Annotated in this window: 22 protein-coding genes; 11 read left to right on the top strand and 11 right to left on the bottom strand. The window is 69.7% G+C overall.

Translation table 11 applies throughout. The annotated features are described in order from the left end of the window. Positions 1-83 precede the first annotated feature (83 nt). The 5 genes from RPX00_RS39805 to RPX00_RS39785 all read right to left on the bottom strand — a co-directional run bounded on the left by RPX00_RS39805 (position 84) and on the right by RPX00_RS39785 (position 4940). Entirely contained in the window at positions 84-1361 is a 1278-nt protein-coding gene (locus RPX00_RS39805) for an ABC transporter substrate-binding protein (protein ID WP_406633378.1), read from the bottom strand. A gap of 38 nt (positions 1362-1399) precedes the next feature. Beyond that, complete coding sequence (locus RPX00_RS39800; RefSeq protein ID WP_406633376.1) at positions 1400-2227, bottom strand: carbohydrate ABC transporter permease; 828 nt, start codon at positions 2225-2227, stop codon at positions 1400-1402. Between the two features lie 3 nt (positions 2228-2230). Continuing rightward, entirely contained in the window at positions 2231-3184 is a 954-nt protein-coding gene (locus RPX00_RS39795; RefSeq protein ID WP_378307881.1) for a carbohydrate ABC transporter permease, read from the bottom strand. Then, positions 3181-4209 (bottom strand): LacI family DNA-binding transcriptional regulator, encoded by a 1029-nt coding sequence (locus RPX00_RS39790; RefSeq protein WP_406633374.1) that lies wholly within the window; start codon positions 4207-4209, stop codon positions 3181-3183. Before RPX00_RS39790 ends, RPX00_RS39795 begins: the two co-directional genes overlap by 4 nt. 179 nt (positions 4210-4388) lie before the next feature. After that, complete coding sequence (locus tag RPX00_RS39785) at positions 4389-4940, bottom strand: TetR/AcrR family transcriptional regulator (RefSeq protein ID WP_406633372.1); 552 nt, start codon at positions 4938-4940, stop codon at positions 4389-4391. Positions 4941-5006: 66 nt separating this feature from the next. On the opposite strand from RPX00_RS39785, the gene RPX00_RS39780 reads away from it, so the two are divergent. The 4 genes from RPX00_RS39780 (at position 5007) to RPX00_RS39765 (ending at position 8427) form a co-directional block, all read left to right on the top strand. Further along, positions 5007-5768 carry an ABC transporter ATP-binding protein gene (locus RPX00_RS39780; protein ID WP_406633370.1) on the top strand — a complete coding sequence of 254 codons (762 nt, stop codon included), beginning with the start codon at positions 5007-5009 and terminating at the stop codon, positions 5766-5768. Between the two features lie 72 nt (positions 5769-5840). Next, positions 5841-7169 (top strand): FtsX-like permease family protein, encoded by a 1329-nt coding sequence (locus RPX00_RS39775; RefSeq protein ID WP_406633368.1) that lies wholly within the window; start codon positions 5841-5843, stop codon positions 7167-7169. Positions 7170-7234: 65 nt separating this feature from the next. Continuing rightward, positions 7235-7864: an MFS transporter gene (locus RPX00_RS39770; RefSeq protein ID WP_406633366.1), complete on the top strand. Its 630-nt coding sequence runs from the start codon at positions 7235-7237 to the stop codon at positions 7862-7864. Continuing rightward, the gene (locus RPX00_RS39765) at positions 7837-8427 is read left to right on the top strand and encodes a hypothetical protein (protein WP_406633364.1); all 591 of its coding nucleotides are present in this window, start codon (positions 7837-7839) and stop codon (positions 8425-8427) included. Before RPX00_RS39770 ends, RPX00_RS39765 begins: the two co-directional genes overlap by 28 nt. Here RPX00_RS39765 and RPX00_RS39760 read toward each other — a convergent pair. From RPX00_RS39760 to RPX00_RS39750, 3 genes are read right to left on the bottom strand one after another with little or no spacing between them, the layout of a single operon-like run. Further along, positions 8424-9641, bottom strand: coding sequence for a hypothetical protein (locus tag RPX00_RS39760; protein ID WP_406633362.1), 1218 nt, complete (start codon positions 9639-9641; stop codon positions 8424-8426). The genes RPX00_RS39765 and RPX00_RS39760 overlap by 4 nt on opposite strands. Continuing rightward, positions 9634-10284 (bottom strand): cysteine hydrolase family protein, encoded by a 651-nt coding sequence (locus tag RPX00_RS39755; protein WP_406633361.1) that lies wholly within the window; start codon positions 10282-10284, stop codon positions 9634-9636. Before RPX00_RS39755 ends, RPX00_RS39760 begins: the two co-directional genes overlap by 8 nt. After that, positions 10281-11339, bottom strand: coding sequence for an isocitrate/isopropylmalate family dehydrogenase (locus tag RPX00_RS39750; protein WP_406633359.1), 1059 nt, complete (start codon positions 11337-11339; stop codon positions 10281-10283). The genes RPX00_RS39755 and RPX00_RS39750 overlap by 4 nt, the downstream gene beginning before the upstream one ends. Before the next feature lie 367 nt (positions 11340-11706). Here RPX00_RS39750 and RPX00_RS39745 point away from each other — a divergent pair, with 367 nt between their 5' ends. Further along, positions 11707-12033 (top strand): putative quinol monooxygenase, encoded by a 327-nt coding sequence (locus RPX00_RS39745; protein WP_378307886.1) that lies wholly within the window; start codon positions 11707-11709, stop codon positions 12031-12033. 51 nt (positions 12034-12084) lie between these two features. Here RPX00_RS39745 and RPX00_RS39740 read toward each other — a convergent pair whose 3' ends face one another. From RPX00_RS39740 to RPX00_RS39730, 3 genes are all read right to left on the bottom strand, one after another. Next, positions 12085-12408 (bottom strand): winged helix-turn-helix domain-containing protein, encoded by a 324-nt coding sequence (locus RPX00_RS39740; RefSeq protein ID WP_406633358.1) that lies wholly within the window; start codon positions 12406-12408, stop codon positions 12085-12087. Next, positions 12395-12898, bottom strand: coding sequence for a hypothetical protein (locus tag RPX00_RS39735; protein WP_406633356.1), 504 nt, complete (start codon positions 12896-12898; stop codon positions 12395-12397). Before RPX00_RS39735 ends, RPX00_RS39740 begins: the two co-directional genes overlap by 14 nt. Before the next feature lie 191 nt (positions 12899-13089). Next, a complete protein-coding gene (locus tag RPX00_RS39730) occupies positions 13090-14100 on the bottom strand; it encodes a LacI family DNA-binding transcriptional regulator (RefSeq protein WP_406633354.1) in 1011 nt (336 codons plus the stop codon). Between the two features lie 138 nt (positions 14101-14238). Between RPX00_RS39730 and RPX00_RS39725 the strand changes: the two genes are divergently transcribed. The 6 genes from RPX00_RS39725 (at position 14239) to RPX00_RS39700 (ending at position 24575) form a co-directional block, all read left to right on the top strand. Beyond that, positions 14239-15573, top strand: a complete 1335-nt coding sequence (locus RPX00_RS39725; RefSeq protein WP_406633352.1) for an MFS transporter — start codon at positions 14239-14241, stop codon at positions 15571-15573. A 26-nt stretch (positions 15574-15599) separates the two neighbouring features. Continuing rightward, positions 15600-17657, top strand: a complete 2058-nt coding sequence (locus RPX00_RS39720; protein WP_406633350.1) for a hydantoinase/oxoprolinase family protein — start codon at positions 15600-15602, stop codon at positions 17655-17657. Next, the gene (locus tag RPX00_RS39715; RefSeq protein WP_406633348.1) at positions 17654-19243 is read left to right on the top strand and encodes a hydantoinase B/oxoprolinase family protein; all 1590 of its coding nucleotides are present in this window, start codon (positions 17654-17656) and stop codon (positions 19241-19243) included. Before RPX00_RS39720 ends, RPX00_RS39715 begins: the two co-directional genes overlap by 4 nt. A gap of 102 nt (positions 19244-19345) precedes the next feature. Then, positions 19346-20191, top strand: coding sequence for an alpha/beta fold hydrolase (locus tag RPX00_RS39710; RefSeq protein ID WP_406633346.1), 846 nt, complete (start codon positions 19346-19348; stop codon positions 20189-20191). A 91-nt stretch (positions 20192-20282) separates the two neighbouring features. Continuing rightward, positions 20283-20822 (top strand): helix-turn-helix domain-containing protein, encoded by a 540-nt coding sequence (locus tag RPX00_RS39705; protein ID WP_406633344.1) that lies wholly within the window; start codon positions 20283-20285, stop codon positions 20820-20822. A gap of 372 nt (positions 20823-21194) precedes the next feature. Further along, positions 21195-24575, top strand: coding sequence for an SdrD B-like domain-containing protein (locus RPX00_RS39700; protein WP_406633342.1), 3381 nt, complete (start codon positions 21195-21197; stop codon positions 24573-24575). The last annotated feature ends 2 nt before the right edge of the window (positions 24576-24577 follow it).

Below are 24577 nucleotides of genomic sequence, written 5' to 3'. Positions count from 1 at the left end.
GCTTGCGTCCCTTCATTCCCCGGCGCGGGCAGTGCCCGCGCCTGTTGTGCGCGCCGGGGCCGCATCGGGCCCCGGCGCGGCGGTCACTTGCCGACGCTCTTCCAGCCGTCCTTCAGCTGCTGCGCCAGCGTGTTCGCGTCGATCTGGTTCGCCAGGAACCGCTGGTAGGCGGGCGTCGCGACAGTGTCCTTCCACTGCGCGTACTTCCCGGCGAACAGATACGGCGCCGAGGTCAGGTACTTGCCCGAGGCCAGGATGGTGCTCCAGCCGTTCTTGCCGCCGAGCTTCTTGTCCAGCGCCTCGCGAGCGGAGTTGGTGGCCGGGATCAGCGTGTCGGCCTCGTTGAGCGCGGCGAGATTCTCGGTGCTGGTGAAGTAGTCCAGGAACTTCGCGGCCTGCTCGACGTGCTTCGAATCCTTGTTGACCGACAGCGTCTGCGGGTTCGCCGCCTGCGCCGGTCCGGCCGGGCCCGCGATGGGCGGCAGCGCGACCCAGTCGAGATCCTTCGGCGCGTCCTTCTCGATGTTCGCCGCCTGGTAGGAACCCTGCACGGTCATCGCGACCTGGCCCGCGTAGAACGGGGCCAGCGCCTTGCCGCCGGACTGGGTCAGCGTCACCGGCAGGATCGAGTGGTCGGTCGCGTTCATGTCGCGCACCAGCTGCGGCAGCGCCATTTCGCCCTGCCCGACGCTGATCTGCGCCTGGTCGCCGGTGCCCTCGAAGTACTTGCCGCCGAACGCCGGGGCCATCGCCACGAACGTCGCGGTCGGGCTCGACAGGCCCCAGCCGAGGCCGTACTTGCCGTCCTTCGTGGCGGTCTTGGCGAGCTGGCGCAGCTGGTCCCAGGTCATCGTCTCGCCGGTCGGGAGTTGCGCGCCGGACTGCTGCAGCAGCTTCTTGTTCGCGAAGACCACATAGGACTGCAGCTCGGTCGGGTAGGCGACGACCTTGCCGTCCACGGTCACCGAGTCGAGCACGCCCTTCGGGATGTCCGCGCGCTTCTGCTCGGACAGGTGCGGGGAGAGGTCGGCGAGGTAGCCGTCGGTCGCGAACGGCCCGATCCCAGCCGCCTCGTAGTGCACGATGTCCGGCGCGGTGCCCGCGTTGAACTGGGTGATCAGCTTGTCGTAGGCGCTGTCCCAGCCGGCCTGGACGACCTTCACCTGGGTGTCGGGATGCGCCTGGTTCCACGCCCCGACGATCTTGTTCGTGGCGGCGATCGCGGCGGGCTGGTCCGACAGCGACTGGAAGGTGAGGGTGACCGGTCCGCCGTCCCCGCTGTCCCCGCCGCTGCCGCACGCGGCGGCGAGCAGGCTGGTGAGGGCGAGGCTGGCGGCGACCGCCGCGCGTCGTGTCTTCATCGACCGACCTTTCGAACTGTTTCCGATGGGGTTGGGGCTCATCCCTTCACCGCCCCGGCCATGAGGCCGCCGGTGAGCCGCTTCCGCAGCAGGCTGAAGAAGGCGATGCTCGGGATCGCCGCGAGCACCGCGCCCGCGGCCAGCGGACCGAGGGCGACCTTGCCCTCGCCGCCGATGAACATGGTGAGCGTGATCGGCAGCGTGTAGTTCTCCGGCGTCTGCAGCAGCACCAGCGCGAAGAAGAACTCGTTCCACGACGACACGAAGCTGAACATCGCGGTCGCCACCACGCCGGGGGCCAGCAGCGGGAACACGATGGTGCGCAGCACGGTGAACCGGTTCGCCCCGTCCATCGCCCCGGCCTCCTCCAGTTCCACCGGGATCGCCGCGACGTAGCCCTGCAGCATCCACAGCGCGAACGGGAGGATGTAGGTGGTGTGCACGAGCGTCAGCCCGACCAGGCTGTCGGCGAGGCCGAGCGTCCGCAGCACGAGGAACAGCGGCAGGATCACCAGCACCACCGGGAACACCTGGCTGACCAGGATCCAGGTGACGCCCGCGATGCGCAGCTTGCCCTTGAGCCGGGCCAGCACGTAGGCCGCGGGCACCGAGATCAGGATCGCGAGCACGGTGCTGGCCAGCGCGACCAGCAGGCTGTTGAGTGCCGAGTGCAGCAGGCCTTGCCGGGAGAGCGCTTCGCCGTAGTTGTCCCAATGCCATTCGCTCGGGATCAGGTTGACCGACAGCGAGTTCAGCTCCGCCGACGACTTCACCGACGCGGAAATCAGCCACAGCAACGGGAAACCGAGGAACAGCAGGTAGAGCACGAGGGCCAGGTACTGCGCGGGGCGCGCGGACAGGCGCATGGGTCACCGCCCCTTTTCCGGGCGGTCGCCGCGGAACTGCGACCGCAGATAGAGCGCGAGCAGCGCGACGACCACGACGACGAGCACCAGGCCCATCGCGGCGGCGTAGCCGATCTCGCGGTTCTTGAACGCTTCGAGGTAGACGAACAGCACCGGAACCATGGTCTTTCCGCCCGGGCCGCCCGCGGTCAATACGTAAACGAGCGAGAAGGAATTGAAATTCCAAATAAAGTTAAGGGAGGTAATGGAGCTGACGATCGGCCGCATGCTCGGCCAGGTCACCGCGGTGAACCGCCGCCACGCCCCGGCTCCGTCCACCGCGGCCGCCTCGTGCAGTTCGGCCGGGATCTGCTGCAGGCCAGCGAGAAGCGTAACAGTAGTCTGCGGCATGCCGACCCACACGCCGACCACGATCACCGCGGGCAGAGCGGTGTTGAAATCGCCGAGCCAGTTGATTCCGTCCGGCAATCCGATGCTGCCGAGAAATGCGTTGAGCGGCCCGCCGTTGGCCGAGTAGATCATTTGCCACATAATCGCGACGACCACCGGCGGCATCGCCCACGGAATGAGCGCGAGCACCCGGGTGAGGCCCTGCAGCCGGAGCCCGGAGTTGAGCAGCAGCGCGAGCCCCATGGCGGCGGCCAGCTGCAGGATCGTCACGCCGACCGTCCAAATGAGACCGATCCGCAGCGAGTCCCAGAACAGCGTGTTCCCGCCGAGCCGGACGAAGTTGTCGATCCCGGCGAAGCCGAAGTCCGGATGCCGCACCAGCCGGGTGTCGGTGAACGCCAGCACGATGCCGATCACCAGCGGGGCCACCGAAAGCACGAGGATCGGGATCAGCGACGGCATCACCAGCGCGATCGCCTCGCGCCGGCGCGTGCGGGCCTGCGTGGTCTTCTTCGGGCGCGGCGGGGGAGCGGGGGCGGCTACCCGCGGCTGTGTCGCAGTGGTCATTCCGCGGTCTCTCCGGTCTGGTCCCTGGTGGATTCCCGGACGAACAGCTCGGTCCCGACCGAGATCTGCTGTGCCGGGGCGTCCGCGTCGTCGGCGAGCCCGAGCATCAGCCGGGCGGCGGCGCGCCCGCGCTCGGCCGAGCCGAGGGACACGCTGGTCAAGCGGGGCAGGAATACCTGCCCGAGTTCGGTGTCGTCCATCCCGGTCACGGCGATGTCGCGCGGGACGCGGAGGCCGCGCTCCCGCGCGGCGCGGATGGCTCCGATGGCGAGAAGATCGTTGGCGGCGACGATGGCGTCCGGCGGCTGGGGCCGGTCCAGCAGTTTCCGGGCGGCCTCGATGCCCGCCGCGACGGTGAAATCGGCGGCGACCTCGACGTCCGTCTGCTCGGCGGCAAAGTCCTTCGCGGACACTGCCTCGTCGAACCCGCGTTGCCGCGAGGAGCCCGGCGTGGTGTCGAGCGGCCCGTTGAGGAAGCCGATCCGGCGGCGGCCCAGGGAAACCACGTGCTGCACCGCCGCGCCGATCCCGGCGGCGGAATCGGTGGAGACCGAGCTGATCCCGCGATCGCTCATCGCGCGGCCGATCACCACGACCGGCACCGGGGCCCGGCCGATCTGCTCGATCAGCTCGTCGTCGGTGCGCAGCGGGATCACGATCATGCCGTCCACGAACCCGCCGTGCAGGCTGCGCATCAGCTCGGCGGTCGACGCCGCGGTGTCCCCGGTGGACATCACCACCACCCGGTAGCCGTGCGGCGCGAGGACCTCGTGGATGCCGCGCATGATCTCGACGTAGACCGGATTGCCGATGTCGGCCACCGCGAACGCGATCTGCGAGGTCTTCTTCAGCCGCAACGACCGCCCGATCGCGTCCGCGCTGTACCCGAGTTCCGCCGCGGCCGCCCGCACCCGTTCGACCATCGCCTTGCTGGCGCCGGTCCCGTGCAGCGCGCGCGAGGTCGAAGCCAGCGACACGCCGGCGCGCTCGGCCACCTGGATCAGCGTGGCTCGGGTTGACGTCATCGTCCCTCCCGGTCGGAGAACAGTGCGGATACCACGGTTGGAAACGTTTCCAAGCTACGGCCTAAGCGGATGGAAACGTTTCCAAGCGGTAGCCGGATCATGTCACCCGGATGGCTGAGGTGTCAACGGATCGACGGCGGGGGAAGAGGATCCGTGACGTCAGCGTGACTTGCGCTCGTTCAGCGGGGCTGACGGTCGGCGCGGACGACCTCCGCGGCCGACGGCGCGTGGTCCGGATCGGTCAGCCACTGCAGCGCGGTTCCGACCAGGAGCGAGTAGTAGTGCGCGCCGACCGCCTGGACGTCCTTCGGATCGGCGTCTGGTCCCAGTCCGCCGAAGGCGTTCGCGAGCGCGACGCGCGCCTGCTGCTGACCGCGCGCGTTGATCTTCCGGATCGTCTCGTCGTGCTGCAGGTAGCTGACGCTCTCGAAGTTCACGAACCACAGCTCGCGGTGTTCGCGGATCGACTCGATGATCCGCGCCCAGCGCCGTTCCGGCCCGGCCTTCTCGTCGTCCGGGGCGGTGAGAACGGAGAACAGCAGGTCGCCCCACTCCGCGTTGAGGTCGAACAGCGCCTGCGTGAGCAGCTGTTCCTTGGACCCGAAGTGGTAGTTGATCGACGCCTGGTTCGCCCCGGAGGCGGCGACGAGGTCGCGCACCGTCGTGCGCGCGTAGCCGGCTTTGAGGAGGCATTCCCGGGCGGCGGTGATCAGGTTCTCGCGGTGTCCCACGCGTGCTACCGTATCATGTAAACGTTCGTTTTAAACGAGCGTTCATGACTGTGGGAGGACTTGAAGATGACCGCACCCGCGATCCGCACCAGACGGCTGCGCTGCCGTTTCGAAGGCGAAGGCGGCCCCGTCGACGCACTGCGCGGAGTGGACCTGGACGTCCCGCGCGGCGCCTTCGCGGCGATCATGGGCCCATCCGGCTCGGGGAAAACCACGCTGCTGCACTGCGCGGCCGGCCTGCGCGTCCCGACCGAGGGCACCGTGGAACTGGACGGCACCGACCTGTCCACTTTGGACGAACCGAGGCTCGCGGAGCTGCGGCGCCGCCGGATCGGGTTCGTGTTCCAGCAGTTCAACCTGCTGCCCGCGCTGACCGCCGAGGAGAACATCGAGCTGCCGTTGCGCTTGGACGGGCGCGGCCCGGACCGGGGCCGTACGGCGGCGCTGCTGGCGCAGGTCGGCCTCGCGCAGCGCGGGGGACATCGGCCGACGCAGCTTTCCGGCGGGCAGCAGCAGCGAGTGGCCGTGGCCCGGGCGCTGGTCACGGATCCGGAGGTGGTCTTCGCGGACGAACCGACCGGCGCGCTGGACATCCGCAGCGCCCGGGAGGTGCTCGGCCTGCTGCGGAGCCTGGCCGATCGCGGCCAGACGATCGTGATGGTCACGCACGATCCGGTCGCCGCGTCCTATGCCGACGTGGTGCTGTTCCTCGCCGACGGCCTGGTGGTCGATCAGCTGGCCCGGCCGACCGCCGCCGCGGTGGCGAACCGGATGGCGGTGCTCGTCGAATCCGCCGAGCGGGCGGCGAACGCGGTGGGGGCCCGGTGAACCGGCGCGGCTATGTCTGGTCGAGCGGGAGCGAATACCCGTCGGCGACAACAAGATTCGAGGGGAATTGACATGCTGAGACTCGCTTTGCGGCTGTTCGGCCACCACCGCGCCGCCGCCGTGGCCACCGGCTTGGTGGCGCTCGTCGGGATGGCGCTGGTCGTCGCGATGACCGCGTTGCTCGGCACCGGCCTGTCCGAAAACACCGCCCCGGCCGACCGCGGCTTCCTGACCCAGTTCCCGCTCATCCTGGGCGGCTGGGTCGTGGCGATCGTCGTGTTCGCGATGGTGTCGACGATCGGCGTCACGCTCGCCGCGCGGTCCGGCGAGATCGGCGGGCTGCGGCTGATCGGTGCGGCGCCACGGCAAATCCGGGTGCTCGTCTCGATGGAGACGCTCGCGATCACCGCCGTGGCCGCGCTGCCCGGTCTGGGGCTCGGCTACCTGCTCGGGCTTCTGCTGCTGAGCGGCGTGCGTTCGTCCGGGCTCACCGCGTCGAGCACCTCCTTCGCGCCTGGCATCGTCCTTCCGCTGATCGGCGTCGCCGTGGTGCTGCTGGCCGGAGTGCTCGCGGCGTGGATCGGCAGCCGCGGCCCGGCTCGCCGCAGTCCGGTGGACGAAGCGTCGCTCGGTCCGCGGCGGGCGAGGTCCGCGCGTCCGCGCCGGATCGCCGCGATCGTGGTGCTGGCAGCGGGTTTCGGCTCGGCGAGCGCCGTGCTCGCGCTGCCCGCCGACAACATCGCGACGACCGGCATGACCGGACCGGCCGTGGTGCTGTGCTCGATCGGGTTCGCCATCCTGGCTCCGGAACTGATCTCCGCGGCCAACCGGATCGTCAGCCGCCTTTCGCGCGGGGCGAAGAACGCGGAAGCCCATCTGGCGGGCGTGAACCTGCGGGCCGCCCCGGATCGCGCCCGTCCGATCGTCACGTTCCTGACGCTGCTGGTCGGCGTCTCCGCGGGAACGCTGGCGATGCAGGGAATCGAGAACCAGCGCAGCGTCCCCGGCAGCACCGCGGACGTGCTCGCGTCGATCAACTACCTGGTGGTCGTCCTGATCTCGCTGTTCATGGCGATCGCGCTGACCAACAACCTGGTCGCCGCGATCGGCGACCGCCGCACGGAGTTCGCGACGCTGTCGCTGATCGGCTCGACCGTCCGGCAGGTCCGCGGCATGCTCCTGCGCGAGACCGCCGCCGCGACGCTGCTGGCGATCGTCGTCGCGGTGGCGGGTTCGGTGCTGTGCGTCCTGCCGTTCTCGATCGTCAAGACGGGCGGCCCGGCGGCCGCGTTCAGCGTCTGGCCGTTCGTCGGAAGCGCGGTTTTCGGGGGAGGGGTGGCGTTGCTGGTGACGGCGGTGGCGGGGGCACGGGTGATTCGCGCCGCGGCGGTCGCCGGGTAGGGCCTGCCGGACAGCCTAGGATCACGGACAGGGCGAGCGCTGTTGCCGTAGTCGAGGGATCTGTCTTGGGGTTGCTGCCGCGGAAGGGCGCGCCGCGGCTGCTGGCTGCGGCGACGTTGGTCGCCATGACCGGTTACGGCGTCTACCTCACCGCCGGGGCGCTCTTCTTCACTCGCGGCCTGCACCTGCCCGCCGGACAGGTCGGGCTGGGGATGAGCGTCGCCGGGGGAGTGTCACTGGCCGTCGGCATCCCGGCCGGGCACCTGGCCGACCGGTTCGGCGCGCGCCCGGTCTACGCGCTCACCCTGGCGCTGTCAGCGGTCGCGATGGCGGGTTTGCTGCTGTCAGGCGGGTTCTGGACCTTCCTGCTGTTCGTGACGCTCGGCGCGATCGCGCAGACGGCCGGCCTGGCCGCGCGCAGTCCGCTCGTGCGCGCGTACGGCGGGGACCGGCCCGCGGAATTCCGCGGCTACCTGCGGTCGGTGACCAATCTCGGCATCGCCGGGGAGCGCTGCTGGCCGGGTGGGGCATCGCGGCGGACACGCGTGGCGCTTACCTGCTGCTCATCGCCGGCAGCGCGGTGTCGGCTGCGGCGTGTGCGGTGCTGGTGCTGTTCTTGCCCGAGGTGGCACCGCGGGCGTCCGGCCCCGGCCCACGGTGGATTGCTTTGCGGGACAAGCCTTATCTCGTGCTGACCGTGCTCGACGGGCTGATGGCGGTGCAGTACCGGGTGCTCACCGTGGCCGTGCCGCTGTGGCTGGTCGCGCGCACCTCCGCGCCGCACTGGACGGTGTCGGCGGTCGTGCTGGCGAACACCGCGATCGTCGTGCTGTTCCAGGTCCGCGCTAGTCGTGGAGTGGACACGCCGAAGGCTGGCGCGATCGCGTTCCGGCGGGCCGGGCTTGCCTTCCTCGGCGCGTGTCTCGCCTTGAGCCTGCTTGCCGAGGCGCCGGCGTGGCTGGTGCCGGTTTTGCTCGGCGCCGCTGTCGTGGTGCACACGGTCGGCGAGATCTGGCAGGCGGCCGGAGGGTTCGAGCTTTCGTTCGCGCTCGCGCCCGAGCACGCGGTGGGGCAGTACCAGGGCCTGTTCGGAATGGGCATGGGGCTCGGCACGATGGCCGGGTCCGGACTGCTGATCGCACTGTGTCTCGGCTGGGGCGTGCCCGGCTGGTGGGCGGCCGGGGCGATGTTCGCGCTCGCCGGGCTTGCGGTGCCGGGGGTGGTCCGGTGGGCCGAGCGTTCCCGGGAACCGCGCTAGAGGTTCCGTATCCAGTCCGGGTAGACGTGGACGGGGCGGTAGGTGGCGGCGTTGCCCGCGTGCATGCCCACGGTCGTCGCGAGTTCGATGCGGCGTTGGAAGGTGGCGGCGAATCGTCGTCGTGCCGGGTCCGGTACTTCGGAGGTCACGCGGCGTACCGCGGTCGCGCTCTCCGCCCGCGTTGCCTCGCCGGAGGACACCAGATCGCCCAGTTCGAGGGCGGACATCCGTTCGGCGATCAGCTCCGCCGCCTCGCATCGGCAGGACGCGGCGTGCACGGGGGCGGTGCGCCGGATGCGGTAGAACTCGTCGACGGCGAGCCCGGCGAAGGCTCCGGTCACGTCGCTGAGCCCGAGAACCACCACGGCGGCCTCGTCCGAGTGCCGGGCCCGGTCCGCGGCGGGCAACGGAACGAAACGGCCGGGGCGGCCGGGGTCGGGGGCGTAGACCGCGGTGAGGAGGTGCTGCTCGCCGGGAAGTAGGACGTGCGAGCGCACCGCGATCCGGATGTTGCGCTGCCAGGCCCGGTCGAGCAGCAGGACCAGGCTCGAGTAGGGCACCCGGACCAGGAACGAGTCCAGTTTCCACGGCTGCGACAGGGTCGCGCCGAGCGCGGTGACGTCCTCGGCCAGCTCGGGCGCGCCGTGCCGGGCCCATCCAGAGCGCGTCGCCCGGACCAGCGCGCCGATCCGGGCGTCGGTGGTCTGGTTGACGAAAATCCGGGCCCGTTTGTAGGCCCGCCGCCCGCCGATGGCGCGCAGGAGTTCCGCGTAGCGCTCGTTCTCGTCGCGGGCGATTTTCTTCAGCACGAAGGCATTGATGAGCAACCGCTGCTCGGGCGAGGCGTCGAGCAGCGCCTGGTCCTGCTCGGCGGCGGAAGCCAGGTCTTGGAGGGAATGGTTGGCCTGGCCGTCCCACGCCCGCAGCGCCCGGCGCGCGCGGCCCGCCTGTTCGACGAGCCGCTCGACCCCGGCCCGCAGGTCGGCGCGCCCGGACCATTCGATGAGCAGTTCGGTGAGAACGTGGCAGTTCTTGTCGCCGACCCGCGCGTCGAATTCCGTGAGATGACCGGCCAGGAAGTGACCCGCGGCCTCGTCGGCCAGTTCGAGACAGGCGGTCTCTTTGCTCCCGTAGGACGCGCGGGTCATCTTCGGCGGCCGGTGCCCGTACAGCTGGGTGAACAGCGCCGCTGGCTCCGGTTTTTCCTCAGGCATAGGCGGAGATGAACGTGTCGTGGGAGACGACCCACGCGCCGTACAGCCGCCGCATGAGGTAGATGATATCGGCGTCCTGCAAGTGCAGGCCGGTGGTGCAGTCGGCGAGCACGGTGACGAAGTAGCCCTTCTGGAACGCGGTCCGCGCCGTCGAGTCGATGCAGACATCGCTGTAGACACCGGTGAACACCAGGTGCTCGATGCCGCGGCTGACCAGGTAGTCGTCGAATCCGTCCGCCAGGAAGGCGTCGAAGTGCGCGTATTTCCGGAACACTCGTTCGCCCGGCACGGGAGCGACCTCGAAGAATTCCGCTCCCCAGGTCCCCGACCGGCATTTCGGGCGTTTGCCGAGCGCCTGGTCCCGGTGGCGCCAGCTCGGCTTCTGGTATTTCTCGTCGCCGATGAATTGCACGAAGATCACCTCGACGCCGCGGGACCGGGCGAATCCGGCCACGCGGCCGATGTGCTCGGCGAGCGCCGTCATCCTGGCCATGTCGCCGCGATACCCGGCTCCGATGCCCTTCTCGGTGCAGAAGTCGTTCTGAAAGTCCATGACCAGCAGCGCGGTCGGTTTTCCCGCCGAGCCGGCCCGGGCGGCGTCGTCCGCCACCGCGGGCACCTCCGGCTGGCGCAAACCGGTCACGGCCGGCCGCTTCCGCGGTCGAGGAGCCCGAGCAGCGTGTCGACGACCTCGGTCGTCGACGCCGTGCCGCCCAGGTCCGCGGTGGCGATTCCCCGCTCGCCGAGATCCGCCAGCGCGCGTTCCATCGAGGCGACGGCGCCGGGGCACCCGCCGTGCCGCTGCATGATCGCGGCCGCCGCGCGCACCGTCGCGGTGGGGTTGACCAGGTTCTTCCCGCCGATGTCGTCGGCCGATCCGTGCACGGTCTGGTACTCCGCCAGCCCGCGGAGGTCGGGATGCAGATAGACGTTTTCGCTGAACCGCCCTTCCTGCGGGCCGAGCCCGAGCCGGTCGAGGAGAACGGCGTGCATGATGTCCGCCCATTCGTTGCTGCCGACGATCACGCTCCGCGCGGGAAGTTTCCCGCCGAGCAGATTGCGGTTCGCGGTATCGGGCTGCACCAGCACGAGGTCCACCTGGTGCTTCTCGGCCAGCTGGTCGGCCCACGCGCTCAGCACCCCGTCGAAGAGATGGAACTTGTACACGAGCAGCACCTGGTCGGGGCAGTCTTTTCCCCAGTGCGTCCGGGCCCGCTCGAGCGCGAACGACAGAATCCGGTCGAAAAGGTCTTTGCTGAACTGAAAGGTGCGCTCGACGAGGTTCCCGTTGTGGCTGTTGGCCCCGGTGTAGAACCCTTGCATCTGGTCGCGCACCAGGAAGATCGACAGGCTTTCGCTGTCGAGCGGGTCGATCTTGACCGAAAGGAGGCGCTGCCGGACGAGATAAAGGGACTGCGCGTTGATCGCGGTGCGGAAGACGGCGGACACTCCGGCGAGGTGCTGCTCCCGGCAGAAGTCCTCGTAATGCGCGGCGTCCTCGCGCGTCAACTGGCTGATCCGGTCGCGGTCGCTGCGGTCGGGTACGGAAAAGTAGGTGCCATACACCCGGGGCGAGCGGTTCACCCGCGGTTTCACCGAGTAGATTTCCCCGAAGCGGTTTACCGTGAGTTCGAAGGCGTCGGCGAGTTCCGGTCCGGTGCCTTCTCCGACGGCCAGTGCGATAGTGCATTCCTTCATGTCGCGGGATCCGTTTCTGCACGACGACGGCAGGCTGGAACACGCATTCCGGCTGTCGCGCCGATGCGGGTGGAATATTCCGTGTAGTCGGTTTGAGAAACAGTTGCCCGGAATCGCCCCCCTCGTGCTGCTTCGCGCGGACTGCCCGGAGGCGGCCGAGACTGGGGCCGGTAATCGAATCCGGGCAGTGCGGTGTCGTTCATCCCCTGGTTCGAGCTAGATTCGCAGTATCGTACGCAGGGCGGATCAGCCGAACCGCCGGATGGCGGAACGAGAGGTCCTTCTTCTTGAGCTTCTTGAGCCGCGCGGCCGCGGCTGCGCCACCCGGGTCGATTCCAGCGTCGGTGGTTGCTGCGATACTCGGCGCATGATTTTGATCGTCCTCAAAGCACAGATCCGCCCCGAGAAGCGCGCCGAATGGCTGGAAGGCATCGAGCGCTACACCGCGAACGTGCGCAGCGAACCGGGCAACGTCTCGTTCGACTACTACCAGAACGGCGGCGACGAGAACGAGTTCGTCATGGTGGAGGTCTTCGCCGACAGCGCCGCCGGGGACGCGCACGTGGCCACCGCGCACGCGCAGGAGTTCTTCCCGTTCATGTCGACGGTCGTGGCGAAGAAGCCGCAGATCAACTACCAGAACCTCGACGGCGCGGCCTGGTCGGAGATGGCCGAGGTCACGCCGGTCGACTAGCCGCGTGCACCGGCGGCCGGCCATGTCCACAGTGGACATGGCCGGCCGCGGTCAGTCGCTCGGTTCCTCCGCGCGGCGCGTCCGTTGCGACTGCTCCACGATCTGGTTCAGGGCCGCGACGTGGGCGCGCAGCGCTTGGTGCCCGGAATCGCTGAGGTTGAGCCACGTTCGCGGCCGTTTCCCCACGTATCCCTTTTTGACTTCCACGTAGCCGGAGTTCGCCAGGTTCGTGATCTGCTTCGACAGCGCGGAATCCGACAGCCCGGCCGAATCGCGGACCCAGCTGAACTCCGCCCACTCGGTCCCGGACAACAACGCCACGATGGACAGCCGGGTCGGGTCCAGCAGCAGCGGATCCAGGTCAGGCGTGGCCATGCGGCGCGCCTCCCGAGCGGCCACGGCGGATCAGCGCGGCCAAGCCTCGCCGCAGGTGCGGCCCGAACGCGATCAGCACGATCGCCAGCACCGCGCCCAGGATCGTGTTCCCGTACGGGATCCGCACGTGCGACAGTGCGAGCGCGACGGCCGCCGCCACGCACATCAGGACGAAGACGAGCCCGACGCCGAGGGCGAACCTCGGCTGGATCGCCGACTTGTCCGCCCGGACGCGGTGCCCCAGCCACGCCGCGCCTCGGCGGGTGCGCAGCAGCAGGACGTAGCCCACGACGAGCACGGCCAGCACCAGGCCCTTCCACTCGGCGGCGCTGGGCAGGAAGTCCGACGAGGCCAGATACAGGAAGACGACGAGCGCGAAGGCGACGTCCACCCACTTCGCCCCGTGCAGGGCGCCCAGCGCCTGATCCCGGCGGCGGTCGACCTCCCGCAACGCGCGAGCCGCCTCTTCCGCGGACGGACGCTCGTCCATGATGGCCCTCCCTTGACCTTGCGAAAGTACTTGCCTGAGGAGAAAGTACCGCATCACTTTCCTCTGCGGCAAGTACTGGCTTGACGGGGAGTGGGCATACCGGCCAACGCGCGAGAACGGTCTGGCTGCAGGCGTGCTTGGGTCAGCGAAGGCAGCTCTACGGATGTCGCTCGGGTTCGGCTGGCCGGAAGTCAGCCGCGCTGAGTCGAGCCCCGCAGCCGCAGTTCCGGTGCCAGGAACACCGGCCCCGCAGGCGTTTCCGCGCCGGACAGCCGGGCCAGCATCAGGTCCACCGCGCGTTCCGCCAGCGCCTCGTGGGTCAGGTCCATCGCGGTGATCGGCGGGGTGCTCGTGCGGGCGTGCTCGCTGTCGGTCAACGCGGCCAGCAGCAGATCATCCGGGATGCGCAGGCCCTGCGCGGCGGCGGCTTCCGCGATCAGCGGGGCGAAATCGCTCGTCGCCACCACGATCGCGTCCGGCCGGTCCGGGCCGGACAGCAGCGGCTGCACCAGTTCCGGCACGTCCCGCGGGGTCAGGCCTTCGCTGAGCAACGCGGTACGGGGTGGCAATCCGCGCCGTTCGCACCACGCCAGATAGGTTTCGCGCGGACGCCGGTTCCAGGCGTTGTCCTCGGTGCCCGACAGCAGCAGCACGTCGCGCGCGCCCTGGTCGTACAGGTGATCCAGCAGCGCCTCGACCACTGGCGGGTAGTCCAGCCGCACGGCCCACGGCAGGTCCGGCTGCTCCGGGTCCTCTTCGACGGTCACCACCGGCAGGCCGCGGCTGAGCAGTTCGGCCAGCGCGGTGTCGCCGCCGTAGGGGTGGGCCACGATGCAGCCGTCCATCGGCACGCTCGCCACCGCCGGGTCGTGCAGGTCGGGCACGTGGATGAGGCCGGTCTTGTGCCGCAGCATCTCCGTCGCGATCGAACCGACGAGCCGGTTGAACGTCTCGGCGCGGTCGGGCGTGCCGGCCACCGCGTAGCGCGGCCGCAGGATGAGCCCGACGAGTCCGGACCGGCCGGTCCGCAGGGAGCGAGCGTTCGGGTTCGGGTCGTAGCCCAGTTCCGCGGCGGCCTCGCGCACCCGCGCCTTCGTCGCCGCCGAAATGGGCCTGCGTCCGGAAAGCGCGTGCGAGACCGTGCTGATCGAGACCCCGGCGCGCTCGGCTACCTCCCGGATCGTCACCGGCCGTTTGCCCACCGTCGTTCCCCTTCGCCCTGCCTCCGGACGGCCCAGTATCGCCCACCGGCCGGCGGACAAGGCCTTGACACCGCGCCGACGCGCGGGTTTGATGCCGCGAAAGCTCATCAAAACGTTTTGATGATGATAGGAGGCGCCATGGCCGCCCCGCACGAGCCCGCCCCGCCCACCGCAGCCGAGCCGACGGTCGGCGACGTCTGCACCGGGATGCGGCTGACCCGACGGCATTGGCTCGCCGGTTCGGTGCTGTTCTTCGCCTTCGTCGTCGAGGCGTGGGAACAGGTCGGGCTGGTCTACGTCTCGAACGGGATCGCCGACGAATTCGGTGTGGACAACACGAAACTGGGCTGGGCGCTGTCCGCGGTCGCGTTCGGCATGGTGCCTGGCGCGCTGCTGTGGGGCGGGCTGATCGACCGGCTCGGCCGCCGTCGCGTGACGGTCGCGAGCCTCCTCATTTACGCGGTGCTCGCGCTGGCCGCAGGGCTTTCCCCGGCGTTCTGGCCGTTCGTGGTGCTGCGTTTTCTGTCCGGCGTCGCGTTCGGCGGGGTCTACGCGGTCACGTTCCCGTACTTCCTCGAACTGCTGCCCACTGCCCGGCGCGGCCAGGGGGCCGTCGCGCTCAGCATCGGGTTTCCCATCGGCACGCTCTTGTGCATCGGCGTGAGCCAGTCGCTCGGCACGATCAGCTGGCGGGCCGTCGCCGTGGTCGCCGCGTTGGCCGGGCTGTGGGCGTTCGCCGTGCGGCGCTGGGTGCCCGAATCGCCGTACTGGCTCGCCCGGCGCGGGCGGCACGCGGAAGCGGCCACCGTGCTGCGCGGTCTCGGCGCGGATATCCCGGCTGGCACAACGTTTACCGTCGAGGACGCGGATCGCAAGGCCGGTGCGGTGCGCAACCTGTTCCGTTCGCCGGTGCGGCGGCGGTTCCTGCCGCTGCTGCTCACGTCGTTCACCTTCAGCTGGGGTTACTGGGGGCTGCAGACGTGGCTGCCGGTGCTGCTGCAGAACCGCGGGCTGAGCGTGTCCGGGGCGCTGTGGTTCGTCGCGGTGACCCAGGTCGTGTCCGTTCCCGGCTACCTGCTCGCCGCGTGGCTGACCCGCCGCCACGGCCGCAAGCGGATCTTCCTGCTCTTCGCGCTCGCCTCGGCGCTCGGCGGCGTGCTGTTCGGCCTCGCCACCGGTTCCGCGCAGCTGTACGCGGGCAACCTGATCCTCGCGTTCTTCTCGCTCGGTGCGTGGGGCATCTGGAACACCTGGTCGGCCGAGGTGCTGCCGACCGGGCTGCGCGGCGTCGGCTACTCGTGGTCCACCTCGGCGATCCTCCTGGCGAACACCGTCTCGGTGCCGGTGATCGGCGCGATGATGGACTACGGCGTGGCGTCCTCGCTGACCATCGCGTCGATCGTGGCCTTCCTCGTCGTCGCGCTTCTCGCCGTTCTTCCGCTGCCCGAGACCGAAGGCCACGCCCTCACCTGATTTCCCTTACCGGACAAGGAGTTCTCATGACCTACCGGGTCGCCATGGACATCGGCGGCACCTTCACCGACGTGGTCGTCCACGACGGCGCGACGCAGCGGCTGCGCGCGGGCAAGGTGCTCACCACTCCCGACGACCTCGCGCGCGGCGTTTTCGGTGCGCTGGAAGGGTTCGACCTGCCGTTCGCGGACATCGAGTTCTTCGTGCACGGCACCACGCAGGGGCTGAACGCGCTGCTGGAACGGCGCGGCGCGAAGGTGCTGATCTTGACCACGCGGGGGATCGGCGACGTCTACCGGATCGCGCGCGGCAACCGGGACCGGCTGTTCGACCTGCATTACCGCAAGCCGGAGCCGCTCGTCGGGCCGGAAGCGGTCGCGGAGGTCGCCGGACGGCTCGACGCGACCGGCGCGGAACTCGAGCCGCTCGACGAGGACGCCGTGCGGCTGGTCGCGAAACGCGTGCGCGAAGAGGGCTTCGAGGCGGTCGCGGTGTGTTTCCTGTTCTCCTACCTGGATTCCGGGCACGAACGCCGGGCCGGCGAGATCCTGCGCGCCGAACTCGGCGACGACGCGCTGGTCGTGCTGTCCCACGAGGTCGCGCCGGAATGGCGGGAGTACGAGCGCACGTCCACCGCGGTGCTCGAGGCCTACACCGGACCGTCGGTGCATCGCTACCTCGACCGGATCGAGGGGCGGTTCACCGAGAAGGGCCTGCACGTCCCGGTGCACGTCATGCAGTCCTCCGGTGGGCTGGTCAACGCCGGCTTCGCGCGGCGGCATCCGTTGCAGACCCTGCTGTCCGGCCCGGTCGGGGGCACGATGGGCGGCGTCGCGGCGGCGAAGCTGCTCGGCCGGCCCGACCTGATCTGCGTGGACATGGGCGGCACGTCGTTCGACGTCTCGCTGGTGATGGACTACGCGGCCGACGTTTCGCCGGACGGCGAGGCGGAGGGGTTCCCGCTGCTGATGCCGCTGGTCAATCTGCACACGGTCGGCGCGGGCGGCGGTTCGCTCGCCTACGCCGAAGGCGACGCGCTGCGCGTCGGGCCCGAATCGGCGGGCGCGGTGCCCGGTCCGGCGTGCTACGGCCGCGGCGGCACGCAGGCGACGGTCACCGACGCTAACTGCGTGCTCGGCCGGGTCGATCCCGAATCGTTCGCGGGCGGGGGAATGCCGCTCGATCTCGACGCCGCGCATACGGCCGTCGCGACGCTCGCCGGGAAACTCGGCCTGGACACGGTCGAACTGGCGTCGGGGATCTGCGACGTCGGCAACGCCAAGATGGCGCAGGCGATCCGCACCCTGACCGTCGAACACGGCCGCGAGCCGGGCCAGTTCGCGCTGCTCGCGTTCGGTGGCGCGGGACCGATGCACGCGGCGTTCATCGCGCGGGAAATCGGCATCACCGAGGTGATCGTGCCGCGGTTCCCGGGCGCGTTCTCCGCGTGGGGCATGCTCGAAGCGGATGTGCGGCGGGACTTCACCATGCAGTTCTTCGCCAACGGAGCCGAACTCGACACCCGCGCCCTGCGCACGGCGCTCGACTCGCTGCGGGACCAGGCCCTGGAAGCGTTGCGGGAACAGGGAATCCCCGAGGACCGCCGGTCCGTGACGCACGGCGTCGACATGCGGTACGAAAGCCAGGACTACACCCTGACCGTGCCGATCCTGGACGACGATCCGGTCGAGAGCCCGGAGTTCCTGCCCGCCGTCGAAGCCCGCTTCGCCGAGATCCACCACCAGCGCTACGGCCACGCGACGCCCGGTGCCCCGGTGCAGTTCGTCGCGCTCCGCACCACCGGCCACGGCGTCGTCGACCGTGCCGCGGCGGCGGCCGAAGCGATCGCCGAACGACCGGATCCGGTGGTCCGCGACGTCGTCTTCGACGGACAGCCCGTGCCCACCGCGATCGTGGCGCGCGCGTCGCTCGCCCCCGGCACCCGGCTGGCCGGACCCGCGATCGTGCACGAGGAAACCGCCACCACCGTCGTCCCGCCGGACGCCGAACTCGCCGTCGACGACCACGGCTTCCTGGTCGTCACCCTCGCGGCCGCCGAACACCTGCAGGAGGAGCGCGCGTGAGCATCAGCCCCGTCACCACCGAAATCATCCGCTCGGCGCTGATCCAGGCGGCCGAGGACATGAACATGACCCTGATCCGGTCGTCGTACACGCCGACGATCTACGAGGGCAAGGACTGCGCGGTCGCGCTGCTGGACCGGAACCACCGCGTCCTCGGCCAGTCGTCCGGGCTGCCGATCTTCCTGGGAAACCTGGAGATCTGCACCAGCTACACCGAAGACCGGTTCGGCGCGGACGTGTGGCAGCCCGGCGACGTGTGGGTGCTCAACGACTCCTACATCGGCGGCACGCACCTCAACGACTGCACGGTGTACGCGCCGATCTTCGTCAGCGACGAACTGGTCGGCTTCGCGGCTTCGCGCGCGCACTGGATCGACATGGGTTCCAAGGATCCCGGCGGTTCGATGGATTCCACGAACATCTACCAAGAGGGCCTCCGGATGGGGCCGACGCGGATCGTGGCCGGCGGGGTCGAATGCGCCGACGTGCTGCGGCTGATCGAGACGAACGTGCGGTTCCCGTACGTGACCCTCGGCGACATGCGCGCGCAGATCGCGTGCGCCCGGATGGGTGTGCGGCGGCTCGGCGAGCTGTTCGCCCGCTACGGCGCGGAAACCGTCGACGCCGCCCGCGAGCAGATCTTCGCCCAGACCGAACGGCTGGAACGCGAGCGGATCGCGGCGATCCCGGACGGCGAGTACGAGGCCACCGGCTACCTCGACAACGACGCGATCGATCCGGATACGCCGCTGAAGGTGCGCGTGCGGGTCGTCGTCGAGGGGGAGTCGATGACGATCGACCTCACCGACTGCGCCGACCAGGCCACCGGACCGGTGAATTGCGGCCGCTCCCAAGCGGTTTCCGCGGCGCGGGTCGGCTACAAGCTGCTGATCTCGCCGCAGGTGAGCCTCAACGGCGGTTCGTTCGCGCCGCTGGACGTGCAGGTGCGCGACGGGTCGATGCTCGGCGCGCGGGAACCGGCCGCGTGCCAGTACTACTACTCCAGCCTCGGCATGCTGATCGACCTCGTCGTCGCCGCGCTCGCGCCCGCGATGCCGGACCGCGTCGCCGCGGCCAGCTACGGCGATTCGATGATCGTGCAGTTCGCCGGGGACCATCCGCGGACGGGGGAGCCGTTCGTGACCCTGGAAGCGACAGTCGGCGGCTGGGGCGCCTGGGAAGGCGGCGATGGCGAAACGGCGCTGATCAACAACGTCAACGGCTCGCTGCGGGACCTGCCGGTCGAGGTCGTCGAAACGCTGTATCCGGTGCGGGTGAACGAATACCGCATCCGGACCGGCTCGGGCGGCGAGGGGCGCTGGCGCGGCGGCGACGGCGTGGTCCGCGAGTACGTGATGGAAGCGGACCAGGACCTGTCGCTGTGGTGGGAACGCTCGGTGACCCCCGCGTGGGGCCTCTTCGGCGGCTCGGCCGGGGCACCGCCGCGCGTGGTGCTCAACCCCGGCACGCCGGACGCGCGGGAGATGCTGAAGGTGAACAGCCTCCGCGTGCACCGCGGCGACGTGCTGCGCTGCGAATCCGGCGGCGGCGGGGGATACGGGACTCCGGAAGCCGCTGGCGCGTAACGGAAGCGGCTCGAGTACCTCCGGGCCGGGTTCGGCTGGACAGCGATATGACTCTTCGGTAACTTACTGGAGGTCAGTCCCGGCCCGCGAGGAGGCTCGACTGTGTCCACCGGCAGCCGCATCAGCTCGGTCGCGCACGACGGGCTCACCTTCGACGTGCGCGACACCGGCCCGCTGGACGGCCCGGTCGTCGTGCTCCTGCACGGTTTTCCGCAGACCGGTGCTTCGTGGGCGGAGACCGCTTCGCTGCTCAACGAACGCGGCTACCGCACGATCGTGCCCGACCAGCGGGGCTACTCGCGCCGCGCGCGCCCGAAGGGACGGTTCGCATACCGGTCGAGCCGCCTCGTCGCCGACACCGCCGCGCTGATCCGCGCGGTCGGGGCCGGGCCGGTCCACCTGGTCGGCCACGACTGGGGCGCCAACGCCGCGTGGGCGACCGCGGCGCGGCATCCGGAGCTGATCAGGTCGTTGACCACCGTCTCGGTCCCGCACTCCGGCGCGTTCGCGCGCGCGATGCTGACCAGCGACCAGCTCGTCCGGTCGTCCTACATGTTCTTCTTCCACCTCCCGTGGCTGCCCGAGTTCGTGCTCCGCCGCTGGCCGCGGCTGCTGGACCGCACCCTCGCCGCGACCGGGATGACCCCGGACCAGATCGTCGCGGTACACCGGGAAATCGTGCTCGGCGGCGCGCTGACCGGCGGGCTGAACTGGTACCGCGCGATGTTCCTCGTGAACCCGGCGAGCCTGCGCGCCCGCGTGCCGGTGCCGACGACGCACGTGTGGAGCGACGGAGACCAGGCGCTGTCGCGGCGAAGCGCCGAACTCGCCGGCCAGTACGTCGACGGCGAGTACCGGCTGGAGATCCTGCCGGGCGTCAGCCATTGGATTCCCGAGGAGGCCGCCGGGAGGCTGGCGGAGATCATCGACCGCACCGCCAGTCGCTGATCTCGACGGACGGGGTATCCCGAACGGCGAAACTTTCGCTGGGTCCTGGTGGCACCCGTCACGAGCGGAGTGGCGAGCGGTCTGCACGGCCATGGAGATCGAGCACTTTTCCGCCGAGCATCCGGTCGATCTCGGCGAGATCCAGCGGCTGCTTGGCGACGCGCTGCGGGAACAGCGGCGCCGGAGAGGCCTGACCCGGGCGGCGATGTCGGCGCTGCTCGGCGGGGACGTGGCACCGTCCACTGTGGCCGCTTACGAGAACGGAATCCGGCATTGCTCCGTGCTGCGCCTGGTGCAGCTGTGCGCGGTGCTGGACACGACCGCGCACGAGATCCTCGCGCGGGTCGGCGAGCGGGGACCGTACGACGACGAGGCGCTGCTCGTTGACCTGCGCCGGGTGCGCTGCGACCCGGATGCGCCGGAACCGCTGCGGCGCTGGGCTTCGGTCCTGGTGGACCAGCACGTGAATCCCTATCGCGAATTGCGCGGCGGGTCCTTGCCCGCGCTCGGCACGCTCACCGGAACGGATCCGGGCGAGCTGCGCCGGATTCTCGCCCGCGCGCGAGCCGAGCGCGGCGGCCGGGAAAAGAATTCCGGAATGCCCGGATCCGGCGGTGATTCGGATGGTTGAACGCAGTTCTTTCCGGCACCCCTCACGCGGGTTATCCCGTTCAGAATCTCCCGGGTTATCCCCGGCGCGGGAAGGCTTTCCGGCTGGGAGGCGACAGCTGGCCTGAGTCGCGCCGGGAGGGCGGCGGCACCCGGGAAGAGGGAGTTCCGGGCGGGTTCCCAGGCCGAAAATGACACTGTGCGTAGCTGTTCCGGCGGGGCGGTACCACGGGGTACCTCAGGCGGGGCAGGATTCGGCGCGGAATCGCGGGGTTGATAGGAATCTGGCGATTCGCTTCCCGGCACAGTAATTTTCGCGCAGGCCGATCCTCAGACCCGCTCTTCTCCTGATTGGCTCGATCCTGCGTATTCGGAAGGACCTCGGATGATTCGTATGTCCAGAGCGCGGCTGGCGTCTTTCGCGTCGGTGGTGCTGGTGATGGCCGGAACGGTCGCGGTGCAGACCGCGGCGGCTCCACCGGCTTCGGCTACGGCGCAGAACGGGTACGTCTTCAATGACGCGTGGCAGTTGCAGAGCCCGGGCTCGGCCGCGTCGCAGTACTCGGACGGCTCGTTCGCGCAGAGCGCGGCGACCAAGGCGACGACGTCGATCCCGCTCTCGAGCGGGGCGGTGAACGTGACCGCGAGCTTCACCGCAGGACCGGCCCAGCTGCCCGGCACGAACGTGCTGACCAACGGCACGAACCAGGCCGCGTACGGCGCGACGGCGGCGACGTTCACCGGTGCGCCGGACCCGGCGCGGCTGCCCGCACTGGGGGTCGTGACCACGGCGTCCTCCTGTGATGGCGGTCTCGGCACGGCGGCGCACCAGAATTACGAGGGCGTCTGTCACGAGACCGGTGAGCTGACCCTGACCTTCTCCAAGGCAGTGACCGACCCGATCCTGGACATTTCCGGCATCGGCGGCCTCGCCATGAACGCGGAGACCAATTCGGCCGGCACCGACGACTACGGCCGCGGCTCGTTCGACAACACGCACTGGACGATCACCTCGCCCGGCGCGACGTTCGCGAACCCGTCGGCGGGCCGGACGAACCTGGCGGTCGGCGGGACGACGCTGAATGTCGTCGACAACAACACCAGCGCGTTCTGCGACCACCCGCAGCCCGACGGCGCGGGCGAGGTCCCGATCGCACTGCGGAAGCTCCCGGTGCAAGACCTGGCAGGCTGCGGTTCGGCGACGCTGAAGGGCACGTTCACGTCGGTGACCTTCCGGCTCGACACCGAGGTCAGCCCGTTCTCGAAGCACCAGGGCGGCGGCACGCTGTTCACCAAGAACGACGGCACCCAGTACGCGGACGGCACCAACGGCCTCAACGTCGTCAACACCGAAAAGGCGCTGCTCCCGCGCGGCGACACCGCGCTCTACACCGGCGACCTGCACCGGATCTCGTTGCGGCTGCCCGAAGTGAACTCCCTCGGCGACTACGTCTGGAAGGACACCAACGCCGACGGCGTGCAGGACGCGGGCGAGCCAGGGGTCGCGGGAGTGAAGGCCGAGCTGCTTGATTGCACCGGTCAGCCGGTGGACGGAAAGGTGACCACGACCGACGCGGACGGCAAGTACCTGTTCGACGGGCTCAAGGACGGTTGCTACGAGGTCAAGTTCACCGCGCCCGACGGCTCGACGTTCACCAAACAGCACGCGGGCGACACTGCGAAGGATTCCGACGCGAACCCGGCGACCGGGACCACACAGCAGGTGACGCTGGGGCCGGACCACCGTCAGGACCTGACGATCGACGCGGGCCTGATCGAGAAGCCGTCGAACAGCCTCGGCGATTTCGTCTGGCAGGACACGAATCGGAACGGCATTCAGGACGCGGGCGAGCCGCCGGTGCCAGGCGTGCCGGTGACTCTGCTCGACTGCCAGGGCCAGCCGGTGGACGGCAACGGCGACGGCACCCCGGACGCGGCCACGACCGACACGGACGGCAAGTATCTGTTCGACGGTCTCAAAGACGGCTGCTACGAGGTCGAATTCGTCGCTCCGGCGGGGAAGCAGCTCACTGTCCAGCATGCGGGCGGCGACCCCGCGAAGGATTCCGACGCGAACCCGGCGACCGGGATCACGCAGCAGGTGACCCTGGGCCCGGACCACCGCCAGGACCTGACGATCGACGCCGGTCTGGTGAACCCGACGTACGAGCTGGGCGATTTCGTCTGGCAAGACACGAATCGCGACGGAATCCAGGACGCGGGCGAACCGGGCGTGGCGAACGTCCCAGTGTCCTTATTGGACTGTTCGGGCAACAGCACGCCGCTGGCCACTACGACCGGCGCGGACGGTAAATACCGCTTCGCCGGACTGGAAGCGGGCTGCTATCGCGTGAAGTTCACCGCCGAGAACTTCACCAAGCAGTCCGCCGGAACGGACCGGGCCAAGGATTCCAACGCGGACATCGCCACCGGCGTGTCCGGTGACGTCGTGCTCGGCCCGGACAACCCAAAGGACGAGACGATCGACGCCGGTCTGGTCACCCCGCTCAACCGCCTCGGCGATTTCGTCTGGCAGGACACCAACGGCAACGGCATCCAGGACGACGGTGAGCCAGGCGTGCCGAATGTTCCAGTGTCCTTGCTGGACTGTTCGGGCAACGGCACGCCGCTGGCCACCACCACCGGCGCGGACGGCAAGTACCTGTTCGACAGTCTCGAAGACGGTTGCTACCAGGTGAAATTCACCGCTCCGGACGGGACGAAGTTCACCCAGCAGCACGCCGGAACCGACAGCGCGGCGGATTCCGACGCGAACCCGGCGACCGGGATCACGCAGCAGGTCACTCTCGGCGCGAACCATCGTGAAGACCTGACGATCGACGCCGGTCTCGTGCTGCCGAATCCGGTCACCTACTCGCTGGGCGACACCGTCTGGTCCGACACCGACGGCAACGGGCTCCAGGACGCGGGCGAACCCGGGGTGCCGAATGTTCCGGTGTCCTTGCTGGACTGCTCCGGCAATCCGGTGAAGGGCCCGGACGGCAAGCCGCTGACCACGAGCACGGACGCGGACGGTCATTACCGCTTCGCCGGTCTCGGCGAAGGCTGCTACCAGGTCGAGTTCGCCGCGCCGGACGGCAAGGAATTCACCGTCCAGCACGCGGGCGACCCAGGGAAGGACTCGGACGCGAACCCGGCGACCGGGATTTCCCAGCCGGTCATGCTCGGCCCGGACAACGCGGCCGACCTGACGGTCGACGCCGGTCTCGTCTCGCCGACGAACTCGCTCGGCGACCTCGTGTGGGCCGACACCGACGGCAACGGAGTCCAGGACGCGGGCGAATCCGGCGTGGCAGGGGTAACCGTGCGATTGCTCGACTGCTCGGGCAAGGCGCTGGGCCCGGTCGTGAAGACGGATGCCGAGGGCGGCTACCGGTTCACCGGCCTCGCTGACGGCGGTTACCGCGTGAAGTTCGACAAGTCCACTGCGGACGGTGACTTCGCGAACTGGACGTTTACCGCCCGGCGTGCGGGCGGCGACGCGGCGAAGGACTCCGACGCGGCGTCAGACGGGACCACCAGCTGCGTCCGGCTGGGCAAGGGCAACCGCAACGACCTGACCGTCGACGCGGGGCTCAAGCAGCCCGCCGGACCGGGCGCGCCGAGCGGCAACGGAGACAACGGCGACCCGGGTGATCTTGCCTTCACCGGCGTCCAACTCGGCAGTATTCTCGGGCTCGCTCTGCTGCTGCTCGGCGGCGGTGGCGCGGCTCTGCTGATCACGCGCCGGCGCAAGACGCGCGGGGAGCGCTAGCT

The organism is Amycolatopsis sp. WGS_07 (genome assembly GCF_045278895.1).
Classification (GTDB): domain Bacteria; phylum Actinomycetota; class Actinomycetes; order Mycobacteriales; family Pseudonocardiaceae; genus Amycolatopsis.
This window is presented reverse-complemented; position numbering and strand designations above follow the sequence as displayed.

Coding starts and splice junctions, on each gene's coding strand:
- RPX00_RS39805 (WP_406633378.1), bottom strand. CDS start 1,361: ATGAAGACACGACGCGCGGCGGTCGCCGCCAGCCTCGCCCTCACCAGC.
- RPX00_RS39800 (WP_406633376.1), bottom strand. CDS start 2,227: ATGCGCCTGTCCGCGCGCCCCGCGCAGTACCTGGCCCTCGTGCTCTAC.
- RPX00_RS39795 (WP_378307881.1), bottom strand. CDS start 3,184: ATGACCACTGCGACACAGCCGCGGGTAGCCGCCCCCGCTCCCCCGCCG.
- RPX00_RS39790 (WP_406633374.1), bottom strand. CDS start 4,209: ATGACGTCAACCCGAGCCACGCTGATCCAGGTGGCCGAGCGCGCCGGC.
- RPX00_RS39780 (WP_406633370.1), top strand. CDS start 5,007: ATGACCGCACCCGCGATCCGCACCAGACGGCTGCGCTGCCGTTTCGAA.
- RPX00_RS39775 (WP_406633368.1), top strand. CDS start 5,841: ATGCTGAGACTCGCTTTGCGGCTGTTCGGCCACCACCGCGCCGCCGCC.
- RPX00_RS39760 (WP_406633362.1), bottom strand. CDS start 9,641: ATGCCTGAGGAAAAACCGGAGCCAGCGGCGCTGTTCACCCAGCTGTAC.
- RPX00_RS39750 (WP_406633359.1), bottom strand. CDS start 11,339: ATGAAGGAATGCACTATCGCACTGGCCGTCGGAGAAGGCACCGGACCG.
- RPX00_RS39745 (WP_378307886.1), top strand. CDS start 11,707: ATGATTTTGATCGTCCTCAAAGCACAGATCCGCCCCGAGAAGCGCGCC.
- RPX00_RS39740 (WP_406633358.1), bottom strand. CDS start 12,408: ATGGCCACGCCTGACCTGGATCCGCTGCTGCTGGACCCGACCCGGCTG.
- RPX00_RS39735 (WP_406633356.1), bottom strand. CDS start 12,898: ATGGACGAGCGTCCGTCCGCGGAAGAGGCGGCTCGCGCGTTGCGGGAG.
- RPX00_RS39725 (WP_406633352.1), top strand. CDS start 14,239: ATGGCCGCCCCGCACGAGCCCGCCCCGCCCACCGCAGCCGAGCCGACG.
- RPX00_RS39720 (WP_406633350.1), top strand. CDS start 15,600: ATGACCTACCGGGTCGCCATGGACATCGGCGGCACCTTCACCGACGTG.
- RPX00_RS39705 (WP_406633344.1), top strand. CDS start 20,283: ATGGAGATCGAGCACTTTTCCGCCGAGCATCCGGTCGATCTCGGCGAG.
- RPX00_RS39700 (WP_406633342.1), top strand. CDS start 21,195: ATGTCCAGAGCGCGGCTGGCGTCTTTCGCGTCGGTGGTGCTGGTGATG.